We start from the raw sequence: 10778 nt of genomic DNA on the forward strand, positions 1-10778 counted from the left end.
GGGAGTCCTCTGTTGTTCAACATCGTGATGGCGCTCGCCGCGTCGCAAATCATCGTGGCTTCGCCCGACAAGAGCGCCGAGATCAGGATCACCGCCGACGGAGCGAGCTACTCGGTCTACCGCAAGGGCGAGCCGATCGTATCGGCGTCTCCGATTGGCCTGGAGCTTTCGAACGCGGCCGACTTCTCGGATCTGGAGGTCGTCGACGTCAAAAAGCAGAGACAGCGGCGCGACATTCCGCTGACGGCGACGAAGGCGAGGACGGCGCGCGACTGGTACAACGGCGTCGTCGTCATCTTCCGCGAAAAGGCCGGCGCCCACCGTACGCTGTCGGTGGAAGCGCGAGCCGCCAACGAAGGGGTCGCGTTCCGCTACCTGTTGCCGAAAGACGCGCCGGTCGTGCTCAAGGGAGAAAAGACGGCGTACCGCCTTCCGAACGATCCCGCCTGCGAGGTCAGCGAATATGGGGGGTCCCATGAGAACACATGGGCCCTGAAGAAGATCTCCGAATTGGACCGGGCCAAGCTCTATGACGTTCCGGTGGTCTGTTCGTCAGCTTCCGGCCGCACGCACTATGCGATCGCGCAGTCGGGCATAGACGCCTATGCGAGCTCAAGCCTAGTCCCGGTCGACGGCGGGCTGAAGGTCAGGGTGACGCCGCTCCCCAACCGCAAGGATGTCGCCGTCGACTCCGCCGCCGGCCTGACCAGCACCTGGCGGGTGATCATGATGGGCGACCGGGCCGGCGACCTGATCGAGTCGCCCCTGATCGGAAACCTGGCGACGCAGGCGAGCGGCGACTTTTCGTGGGTGAAGCCTGGAAAGGCGGCCTGGGACTGGTGGTCGGGACCGACCGCGGGCGAGAAGCCGACCATCGAGCGATTCCGCCGCTTCATCGATTTCGCGGCCGAGTCCGGCTTTCCCTATTTTCTCATTGACGCGGGATGGCCCCTCAACGCCACGCCGTGCTGCGACGCGGACCCGAAGACGGACATCACCCAGAGCAATCCGGCGATCGATATGCCGGCCCTCGTGAAATATGCGGACTCAAAGGGCGTGGGGCTCATTCTGTGGGCCCACTGGAAGCATGTCGAACCCAGGATGGCGGAGGTCCTCGACACCTACCAGCGCTGGGGGATCAAGGGCGTGAAGGTCGACTTCATGGAACGGGACGACCAGGAGATGGTCCAGTTCTACGTCCGCCTGGCCCAGGAGACCGCCAAGCGCCATCTGCTGTTGGACATGCACGGCGCCTTTCCGCCGGCCGGCCTGGCGCGCACCTATCCCAACTACATCACCCAGGAAGGCGTGCTGGGGCTGGAATACAACAAGTTCGTCGGGGGACCGGTCACGCCCGGCCACAACGTCAAGCTGGCCTATACCCGCATGCTGCTGGGTCCCATGGACTACACGCCGGGCGGCTTCCGCAACAGCACGCCGCAGACCTATGTCGCCCGGGAAGTCATGCCGATGACCCGCACGACGCGCGGCCAAGCCTTGGCCCAGTACGTAGTGTTCGACAGCCCGCTGCAGATGGTCTCCGACGATCCCGCGGCCTATGCGAACGCGCCGGGATTCGATTTTCTCAAGGCGGTCCCGACCGCCTGGGACGAAACGCGGTTCGTCGACGGCGACCCGGAAAGCCATGTCGTGGTGGCGCGCCGCAGCGGCCGGACCTGGTACGTCGGCGCCATGACGAACGAACAGTCCCGCACGGTGGCCATACCGCTCGCCTTCTTGGGGGCAGGGACGTTCACGGCCGAGATCTGGCAGGACGGCGCCGGCCCCAACGATGTCGACCATGTCGCCAAGCCGGTCTCCAACGGCGACGTTCTTCAGGTTCCCCTGAGCGCGGGCGGCGGCGCGGCGATCGCCATCAGGCCTCAATAGCCCGTCGCCTGACTTTCATGCCGCGCGACGGGCTTGCCCTCACACCAAGCCCGCCACCGCCTTGGCCGCGGCGCTGTCGGGGAACACCGTGGTCTCCAAGGCGGCGCGGTCGACGCCCATGTGCTCGGCCAGCACGCCCTTGAACAGGCCGCGCAGGTCGAGGGCGGGACGGACGTCGCGGTTCTCGAACAGGGCGTCCGGTTTCAGGGTCGGCCAGTCGCCGATGACGCCGCCCGGCTTCAGCCCGCCGCCCAGCACCAGGGCGGTCGAGCCGGTGCCGTGGTCGGTGCCGCCGGTGCCATTGACCCGGGCGGTGCGGCCGAACTCGGTGGCGACCACCACCACGGTGTCGGACCAGGCGGGACCGAGGCCGGTGTTGAGGCCGTCGAGCACGGCGTCGAGATAGGCCAGCCGGGTGTTGAGCTGGCCGACCTGGCCGGCGTGGGTGTCCCAGCCGTCCAGCGAGATCGCCGCGATGCGCGGGCCGCTGTCCTGGACCATGAAGCCGGCCAGGGTCGCGCCCAGGCCGCGGGCCGCCTCGCGACCCTGGCGCTGGTTGGCGATGGCCGGGGCGGGAGCGGCCATGGCGGCCGGCGTCGCCATGCCGGGGGGCGTCGCGGCATCGGCGGCGACCGGAGTCGGGGCGGGGGCCAGGGCGGTCATCGCCGCCTGGGCCATGGCCTCGGTCTCCAGGCCGCGGGCGAAGGCCGGGCCCATCAGCGGGTCGGTCTTGTAGAGGTCCTGCAGCAGGGTGGGCAGGCGGGCGGTCTCGTCGACGCCCTTGCCCGGCGACCAGCTGGCGGCCTGGACCTTGCCGCGCAGGATCAGCGGCGCGGTGGCGCCGACCGACAGGCCCTCGATCCTCTGGGGCCCCATCACCGCCAGGGTGCGGTTCAGCCAGCCGGAATTGACGCCATAGACCTGGGCCGCGCCGGTCTCCAGCACGTCCTGGGCCTCGAAGTGCGAACGGGCCCGGTCGGGACTGGCCGCGGCCGGGGCGATGCGGGCCTGGCCCTTCAGGGCCAGGGCGTGGACCGAGGTCAGGGCCGGGTGCAGGCCGAAGTTGGAGTCCAGCTTCAGCGCCTGGTCGGCGGGCACGGCGACGTCGCCGCGCAGGGCCGCATAGTCGGGATCGCCGACCGGCGGGCTGACGGTCAGGCCGTCCATGCCGCCGCGGCAGATCACCACCACCAGCTTGCGCCGGGCCAGCGGGCCGTCGGTCGCGGCGAAGGCCTGGCCGCCGAGGAAGCTGACCGACAGGCCAAGGCCGGCCAGCAGCGACCGGCGAGAGAGGAAGGGCAGGCGGGGGGCGGTCATCGGCGTTGGAACTCCGGACTCATCAGCAGCAGGGCCATGGCCTCGCGGCGGGTCTCGGCCCGGGCCACAGCCTTGGCGGTCGGCGCCGTCAGGCGGGCGCCCAGGGCCGACTGGGCCAGGGCGACCGGGTCAAGGCGGTCGGCGGTGACCGCCGCGAAGGCCTCGCTGAACCGCAGCCGCTTGATCAGGGCGTCGGGGGCGCACCAGACCTGGGCCTCCTCGGGCCAGCCCTTGGGCGAGGGGGCGGAGAACGGCTTCTGGCCCAGGCTCGACAGCACCGGCGCCAGCTTGCCGATGGCGCTGGGCTCGGCCCCGATCGCCCGCCAGGTCGAGATCGTGAACTCGTAGGGGGTCTTGAACTTGGCCGGGGCCGGGTCCCAGGCCTCGGGCGCGGCCACCAGGGTCCGGGCCAGCGCGTCGAGCCGGCCGCCGCTGGCCATGAAGCTCTTCTCCAGCCGGGCGACCAGCGCCGGGGGCGGATCGTCGCTGACGAAATGGGCGGCCAGCTTGGCGGAGACATGGCGGGCGGTGTGCGGGCTGGCGGCCAGGTCGCGCATCACCGCCAGGGCCTGGGCCTGGCTGTCCTGGTCGTAGCGGCGGCCCATCACCGTGCGCGGCCCCGGTTCGTGGGCGTTGTCGCGGAACAGGAACTGGAAGGCGCCTTCCTCCTGCGGCCGACCGATGCTGAAGCCGGTCATGGCGCGGGCGAACTCGGTGACGTCGGCCTGGCTGTAGCCGGCCCCGACGCCCACCGTGTGCAACTCCAGAATCTCGCGGGCCAGGTTCTCGTTGAGGCCTCCGGCCTTCTTGGCGCGCGTACGCTGGTAGGCGGCCGCCTTGCTGTCGGGACCCACCGACTGGGCCTGGTCCAGATAGAGCAGCATGGCCGGGTGGGTGGACGAGGCGACCAGCAGGTCCTCGAAGCGGCCGAACACATGCGGGCGGATGGCCTCCTGCTCGAACGGGCCGGCCACGACGCCGGTGATCGCCTTGGTCGCCGACACCGTGAAGTGGTTGGCCCAGAACAGCGTCCAGCGCTCGCGGAACGCCGCTTCGGTGTTGGTCGCCAGCCGGGCGCGGGCCAGGAAGTCGGTCTCGGCCTGGTCGCGCAGGCCTTTCTGCAGGGCCTTGAGGGCGTCGGCCTGGGCGGCGGCGTCGCTCGTCCCCGGGCCGGCCTTGATCTCGCGCTTGCGCAGCTCGTAGTCGCGGAAGCCGGACAGGCGCTGGGCCGTGGTGTCGGGCGCGGCCTGCGGCAGGTCGGCGCCCTCGACGCGGATCTGGTCGGTCAGGAAGCCGCGCGGATCGCTGCGCGCCGCCGCGATCTCACCGGGCCGGGCGCCCAGGCCGAAGCGGGTGACGGCGATCGCCGCCGGCAGGTCGCCGGCCGAGGCGGACGGAGGCGGGCTCAAGCGTTTGTCTCCCTTGCGCGGTGCGTCGGTTTTGCCCATTCAACGCGCTGGACGCGTTGTTTTGATGTCCAGCTTGAAAAGAAGGCTCGCCTTGGCCGATAAATCCGACCTGTTGCAACGTCCGCGCCGGTTCTACAAGGCCGCCGCCGCCGGCCCGGCGGCGGGCGGCTTCGCCGTGCTGCTGGACGGCCGCACGCCCAAGTCGCCGGCCAAGGCCCCGCTGGTGCTGCCCAACCTGGCCCTGGCCGAGCTGGTGGCCGGCGAGTGGGAGGCCCAGGCCGAGGTCATCGACAGCACGGCCATGCCGGCCACCCGCCTGGCCTTCACCGCCATCGACCGCATCCGCGAGACCCGGGCCGAGGTCGCCGCCGAGGTCGCCGCCTATGCCGGCTCGGACCTGCTGTGCTACTGGGCCGACCATCCCACGCCCCTGGTCGAGCGCCAGCGGCGCGACTGGGGCGGCATGCTCGACTGGGCCCGAGCCGAGCTGGGCCTGGACCTGCGGCCGGTCAGCGGCGTCATCCACACCGCCCAGCCCCAGGCCGCCCTGGCCGCGGTCGAGGCCCTGGCCCTGACCCTGGACGACTTCGCCCTGGCCGGCGTCGCCTATGGCGCCGGCCTGCTGGGTTCGACGGTGCTGGCCCTGGCCTTGCGGGCCGGGGCGGTGACCGGCCAGCGGGCCCTGGACCTGTCGCGGCTGGAGGAGATCTTCCAGGCGCAGACCTGGGGCGAGGACGCCGAGGCGGCCGCCCGCGCCCGGGCCCTGGCGGTCGAGGCCGAGGTGCTGGAGCGCTGGTTCGCGGCCCTGCGGCGGTGAGCGTCTAGCGCCCCTCGGTCCACAGGTTCAGCGGCTGCTTCTCCTCGCGATGGACCAGGATCATGTAGCCGACGGCGAAGACCACGACGCCGATGACCAGCGCGCCCAGGAAGCCGGCCGGGGTGGCGAACCACAGGGTCAGGGTCGAGATGGCCGTGGCCAGGCCCAGCATGCACCATCGCAGCAGCACGCTGAAGCCGTGATAGGTCTGCTCGTGGGCCAGCAGATCGGGTTTTCCGGCGTCGTTGAAATCGGCGTCCATGCGTCACCTCCGTTGTCGTCGCGGATCGGACCGGGCCGTCGTACGCGGCCTCTGGCCGAACACTGACAACACCCTACGCCTGTCGGCGGTTTCGCGCGAGGGTCTCGACCTTGACGGGAGGGGTCGCCTGGGGGCCTATGTCTGCGCGAGGGAGAGACGCCGATGACGACGCTGGTCAAGAGCAACCTGACGGGAATCTGGCAGGGCCTCTATTCCTATCCTCGTCGACTCAAGCCGGTCACCTTCACCGCCACCCTGATCGAGAGCGGCGCCTGGCTCAGCGGCTCGGTCCACGAGACCGCCCAGGACCAGTGGGGCGACTGGCTGGAGGTCTGCGCCACCCTGCTGGGCAAGCGGGCCGAGCGGACGGTGGGCTTCACCAAGACCTATGACGGCGAGAACGGCTGGAACCACTCGGTGGTCTATGACGGCGTGCTCAGCAACGACGCCACCGAGATCGAGGGCCGCTGGTCGACGCCCGAATGGTCGGGCCGGTTTCTGATGATCCGGCCGGAGGGCCGCCGGGTTCGGGCCCTGAACGCGATCTTCGCGCGGGTTTAGAGCCGGAAGAGGCCAGATGGAAACGTCCATTCTCTTCCGTCTCCCCGGCGAAGGCCGGGGTCCAGATCGTAGGGCCGTGTCTTTCGGATAAGCGTCCCGTGTCACGGCTGAACCTGGGCCCCGGCCTTCGCCGGGGAGACGGGATGAGAGAGGATGCGGCCCTCTATCTTCGCGCGGGTCTAGGCGGTTAGCCGCTCCAGCACGACCTGCATCAGCGGGGCCAGCGGCAGGTCGCCCGGCGCAGCCGGGTCGATCCAGGCCAGTTCCGCGATCTCGGCCCGGGCGGCGATGTCGCCTTCCACCCGGGCCAGATAGGTCGCCGCCCGTACGGTGAAGCCGGGCTCGTTGGCGGCGGCGGCCTCGAACCGGCCCAGCAGCGACGCCTCGATCAGCCGGCAGCCGATCTCCTCGTCCAGCTCGCGGGCTAAGACCGTCAGGTCGTCCTCGCCCGGCTCGCGCTTGCCGCCGGGCTTCATGAACAGCCGTGTGCCGCGCTTGCGGACCACCAGCATGCGGCCTTCCGCGTCGCGGATCACGGCGGTGACGATGTCGAGGCTGGGCTGGGTCATGGGGCCAGCCTAGCCCCAGCGGCGAGTCGCGTCCTCAGGGGTCGACCGCCGCCAGGATGTGCTCGGTCAGCAGCTTCTCGGCGATGGCGTGCGGCTGGCGGACACTGAAGTTGGTGGTGGTGATCACCGCCACCAGCGCCAGGTCGGGGACGATCGCCACCTTGTTGCCGCCCGTGCCGCTCATCACCCAGGCCTTGTGCCCGGCGAAGGTCTGCAACCAGATCAGATAGCCGTAGTCGGCGTCGTCGCGGGCCTGGGCGCGCGGGGCCGTGGCGGTCGCCACCCAGGCGGCGGGCAGCACCTGGCGGCCGTTCCACCGGCCGCCATCGGCGTAGAGCTGGCCCAGCTTCAAGAGGTCGCGGCTGGTCAGGCCCAGGCCGCCGCCGCCCTGGGCCAGGCCCAGGGGCGAGACCTGCCATTCAGGCTTGACGATGCCCAGCGGGCCGAACAGCACCGCCTCGGCGAAGGCCGGCAGGGGCTGGCCGACCGCCCCCTGGATCACCGCGCCCAGGGTGGTGACGCCGGCCGTGCAGTAGCTGAAGGCCCGGCCGTAGGGCGAGGCCTCGGGACGGGGCGTCCAGGCGGGAAAGCCGCGCACCGGCAGGTCGCGATAGAAGCCGACCCAGTCCTCGATCAGGTACATCCGCTCCTCGTTGCCGCGCGAGAACTGGTTGTCGTCGTCGCATTCGGCGATCGAGCTCATGGTCAGCAGGTCCTCGACCGTGACCTTCCGCTTGCGGGGGTCGGGATTGGCGACCGGCGAGCGGTCGTGCAGATAGGCCGAGATCGGGGCGTCGACGCCCGGCAGGGCCCCGCGGGCGATGGCCGCCCCGGCCAACATGGCCGTCACAGTCTTGGTCACCGAGCGGGTGTTGCGTCGCGCCTCGGCCCCGCCGCTGGCCTGGCCGTCGTCATAATAGGCCTCGAACACCCGCTTGCCGTGGCGGGCGATCAGGACGCTGGTGATCTGCTGGAACTGGCCGGCCTTGATCGCCGCCGACATGGCGTCGAGCCGGGCGGCCGACAGCCCTTCGGCGGCCGGCGTCGCGGTGGGCATGTCGAGACTGGCGGCCGGCGTCGCGGCGTGGCCAATGGCGGGGACGGCCAGGGGGGCCGTCAGCAGCAGGGCGGCGAGCAGCAAGGGTTTCAAGTCGGACTCTCCAGGCGCTGGAGAGTCTCATCTAAAGCCTGGGCGCGGGTCCGTCTTGGACGCTTGCAACATCGGGCCGCCGGCCGCACAGCCGCGCGAACTCGCCAGGCGTGACGCCATAGGCCAGGCGGAACTGGCGGTTCAGGTGGCTCTGGTCGCAGAAGCCGGCGCGCAGGGCGATCTCGCCGATCGCGGCCTTGCCCTGCATCAGCAGGTCGGCGGCCCGCTCCAGGCGCCGGGTCCGCAGGCGGGCGCCCGGCGCCGCCCCCAGCCAGCGGCGGTAGCCTCGAGCCAGGTGGACCGGATGCACGCCGGCCGCCCGGGCGAGGTCGGCGACGGCGATCGGCTGGTCGAAGGCGTCGGCCAGATAGGTCTCGGCGGCGTCCAGCCAGGACGGCCGTAGCGTGCTCTCCTGGCGCGGCGGGGCCAGGGCCTCGGCGGCCAATTCCAGGCCCAGGCTTTCCAGGGCGACCGCCTCGACGTCGCGGGCCAGGATCGCCCGGGTCAGCCGCAGGGCCGTGCGGCGGGCCGTGGGGCCGGTCAGCCTCAGGGCGTCGATGGCGGCGGGCTCCTGGCTGGCCAGGTCGCGCCAGGCCCTGGCCGCGAAGCTGACGGCCAGGAAATAGCCGCCGGCCTCGACGAAGCGGTCGCGATGGACCACGCCCGGCGGGTTGTAGACCAGCACCGGTCCCTCGGTCTGCGGGCCGCCGGCGGTGGTCAGGTAGCGGCCATGGGTGGCCAGCACGAAGTGGGCGTCGTCGTGGCTGTGCTCCTCGACGCCCTCGGCCGAGATGGTCGCCGACACGTGGGCCACGCGGACGCCGGGCAACTGACGCTCGACGGTCGAGACCCCGTAGAACCGGCCCGGGGAAAAGGCGGTTCTCGGGGCGGCCATGTCAGCCCAGCTTTTCCGCCGCCCAGGGCGCGAAATAGCTGATGATCCCGGCCGCGCCGGCCCGCTTGAAAGCGGTCAGGCTTTCGAGGATGGCGCGCTCCTCGTCGATCCAGCCGTTCATCCCCGCGGCCTTGATCATCGCGTACTCGCCCGACACCTGGAAGGCGTAGGTGGGCATGCGGAATTCGTCGACCAGGCGGCGCAGGATGTCGAGATAGGGCAGGCCGGGCTTGACCATCACCATGTCGGCGCCCTCGGCGATGTCGAGGGCGACCTCGCGGATCGCTTCCTCGCTGTTGGCCGGATCCATCTGGTAGGTCTTCTTGTCGCCCAATCCTTGACCATTGGGGCCGGCCGAGAGCTTGGCCGAGCCGATGGCGTCGCGATAGGGGCCGTAGAAGGCCGAGGCGTACTTGGCGGCGTAGGACATGATCATGGTGTCCTGGAAGCCCGCGCCCTCCAGGGCCGTGCGCAGCCGGCCGATGCGGCCGTCCATCATGTCGGACGGGGCCAGGATGTCGGCGCCGGCCTGCGCCTGCATCAGGCCCTGCTCGATCAGGCGTTCGATGGTCGGATCGTTGAGGATGCGGCCGCCCTCGACCAGGCCGTCATGGCCGTGGTCGGTGAAGGGGTCGAGCGCCACGTCGCACATGATCCCGACCTCGGGGGCGGCGTCCTTCATGGCCTTGACGGCGCGGGGGATCACCCCGTCCGGATCGGCGGCGATCGAGCCGGCCGCGTCCTTCCGGGCTCCGTCGATGTGCGGGAAGATGGCGATGGCCGGGATGCCCAGATCGCGGGCCCGCACCGCGGCCTTGGCGGCGTCCTTGACGCTCAGGCGCTCGACGCCCGGCATCGAGGCGACCGGAATCACGCCCTCGCCTTCATGCACCACCATCGACCAGATCAGGTCGGACGGCGACAACGTGGTCTCGCGCACCAGGCGGCGGGTCCAGTCGGCCTGGCGCAGGCGGCGCAGGCGGGTGGCGGGGTAGGGGGCGAGCGGCGGCGTGGTCATGGCCTAGGGTGTCGCGCGGGAGACGCCGCGAGGCAAGGCCCGAGCGTTCAGCTGGCGCGGTCGTCCAGTCGGGCGGTGACGCTGTCGACCCGGGTCCAGATCTGCGACTTGCACAGCACCCGGCCCAGCACGCAGCCCTTGGCCTTCATGGTGCGGGCGTCGATGAACTCGGCGGTGCCCGACAGGGTGACCTTCAGGGTCGGCACGAAGACCTTGCCGCGCATGTTGCCGTTGCCGACCGGCTCGAAGTCGCGCAGCAGCTGCTGGCCGACCAGGGTCTGGTAGCCGCTCTTGCGGGCGTCCGCCTCGGCCTTGGGGCTGGCATAGACCACGACGCCGCAGGTGCTGGTCCCGCAGTTCTTGATCTCGACCCGGACATTGTCCTTGGGGTTGCGCCAGACGCCGTAGCCGCGCGCGTTGTCGGCCGCATAGGCGGGGGCGCAGGCGGCGCCGACGAGCGCCGCAAGGGCGACGAGGAACAAGCTGAACTTACGCATGACGAAAGGATGACGCCTCCAATGACGGCGATTTGGGACGGGAAAAGTTACCGATCAAGGGCCGTGCGGCATTTTTGCCTGCGCGGCGGGCAGCAAAGTCGGCAAGTGCGGTATGATTGACACAGCCGCCGCCGCGCGGCAGGTCGGCGGGCAAGACAAGAGGCGAGGGCGGTTGTGCCTCGCAGGGGAGGATTTCGCGCATGGATTTCGCGCTCACCGACGACCAGCGCGCCATACTGGAGATGGCCTCGGGCTTTGCGGCGGAACGCCTTGCCCCGCATGCGGCCCATTGGGACGAGACCAAGCATTTCCCCGTCGAGGCGCTGCGCGAGGCCGCGGCCCTGGGATTCGCCGGGGTCTATGTGCAGGAGGACGTCGGCGGCTCGGGCCTGT

The 10778-nt window shown here is 70.8% G+C and carries 12 protein-coding genes; 4 read left to right on the forward strand and 8 right to left on the reverse strand.

Going from position 1 to position 10778, the window contains the following annotated elements; translation table 11 throughout:
* Positions 1 to 12: 12 nt before the first annotated feature.
* Complete coding sequence (locus ACIPQB_RS13525; RefSeq protein ID WP_446485762.1) at positions 13 to 1890, forward strand: glycoside hydrolase family 97 protein; 1878 nt, start codon at positions 13 to 15, stop codon at positions 1888 to 1890.
* A 39-nt stretch (positions 1891 to 1929) separates the two neighbouring features.
* On the opposite strand, the gene ACIPQB_RS13530 is transcribed toward ACIPQB_RS13525, so the two are convergent.
* Together ACIPQB_RS13530 and ACIPQB_RS13535 are read right to left on the reverse strand one after the other, a co-directional pair.
* Complete coding sequence (locus ACIPQB_RS13530; protein ID WP_446485763.1) at positions 1930 to 3207, reverse strand: DUF1501 domain-containing protein; 1278 nt, start codon at positions 3205 to 3207, stop codon at positions 1930 to 1932.
* Positions 3204 to 4655 carry a DUF1800 domain-containing protein gene (locus ACIPQB_RS13535; RefSeq protein WP_446485764.1) on the reverse strand — a complete coding sequence of 484 codons (1452 nt, stop codon included), beginning with the start codon at positions 4653 to 4655 and terminating at the stop codon, positions 3204 to 3206. Before ACIPQB_RS13535 ends, ACIPQB_RS13530 begins: the two co-directional genes overlap by 4 nt.
* A 52-nt stretch (positions 4656 to 4707) precedes the next feature.
* On the opposite strand from ACIPQB_RS13535, the gene ACIPQB_RS13540 reads away from it, so the two are divergent.
* Entirely contained in the window at positions 4708 to 5433 is a 726-nt protein-coding gene (locus ACIPQB_RS13540; protein ID WP_446485765.1) for an ATP12 family protein, read from the forward strand.
* Positions 5434 to 5437: 4 nt separating this feature from the next.
* Here ACIPQB_RS13540 and ACIPQB_RS13545 read toward each other — a convergent pair whose 3' ends face one another.
* The gene (locus ACIPQB_RS13545) at positions 5438 to 5695 is read right to left on the reverse strand and encodes a hypothetical protein (RefSeq protein WP_446485766.1); all 258 of its coding nucleotides are present in this window, start codon (positions 5693 to 5695) and stop codon (positions 5438 to 5440) included.
* 162 nt (positions 5696 to 5857) lie between these two features.
* On the opposite strand from ACIPQB_RS13545, the gene ACIPQB_RS13550 reads away from it, so the two are divergent.
* Entirely contained in the window at positions 5858 to 6256 is a 399-nt protein-coding gene (locus ACIPQB_RS13550) for a hypothetical protein (RefSeq protein WP_446485767.1), read from the forward strand.
* 179 nt (positions 6257 to 6435) lie between these two features.
* Here ACIPQB_RS13550 and ACIPQB_RS13555 read toward each other — a convergent pair whose 3' ends face one another.
* From ACIPQB_RS13555 to ACIPQB_RS13575, 5 genes are read right to left on the reverse strand one after another with little or no spacing between them, the layout of a single operon-like run.
* Entirely contained in the window at positions 6436 to 6825 is a 390-nt protein-coding gene (locus ACIPQB_RS13555) for an NUDIX hydrolase (RefSeq protein ID WP_446485768.1), read from the reverse strand.
* 34 nt (positions 6826 to 6859) lie between these two features.
* Entirely contained in the window at positions 6860 to 7975 is a 1116-nt protein-coding gene (locus tag ACIPQB_RS13560; RefSeq protein ID WP_446485769.1) for a serine hydrolase domain-containing protein, read from the reverse strand.
* 31 nt (positions 7976 to 8006) lie between these two features.
* Complete coding sequence (locus ACIPQB_RS13565) at positions 8007 to 8870, reverse strand: AraC family transcriptional regulator (RefSeq protein ID WP_446485770.1); 864 nt, start codon at positions 8868 to 8870, stop codon at positions 8007 to 8009.
* Between the two features lies 1 nt (position 8871).
* Positions 8872 to 9888 carry a porphobilinogen synthase gene (gene hemB / locus ACIPQB_RS13570; RefSeq protein WP_446485771.1) on the reverse strand — a complete coding sequence of 339 codons (1017 nt, stop codon included), beginning with the start codon at positions 9886 to 9888 and terminating at the stop codon, positions 8872 to 8874.
* A 47-nt stretch (positions 9889 to 9935) separates the two neighbouring features.
* Positions 9936 to 10385 (reverse strand): DUF2147 domain-containing protein, encoded by a 450-nt coding sequence (locus tag ACIPQB_RS13575; protein WP_446485772.1) that lies wholly within the window; start codon positions 10383 to 10385, stop codon positions 9936 to 9938.
* A gap of 200 nt (positions 10386 to 10585) precedes the next feature.
* On the opposite strand from ACIPQB_RS13575, the gene ACIPQB_RS13580 reads away from it, so the two are divergent.
* Positions 10586 to 10778, forward strand: a 193-nt coding sequence (locus ACIPQB_RS13580; RefSeq protein ID WP_446485773.1) for an acyl-CoA dehydrogenase family protein, incomplete at its 3' end; no start/stop codon positions are given.

The organism is Caulobacter sp. LARHSG274, assembly GCF_052871235.1.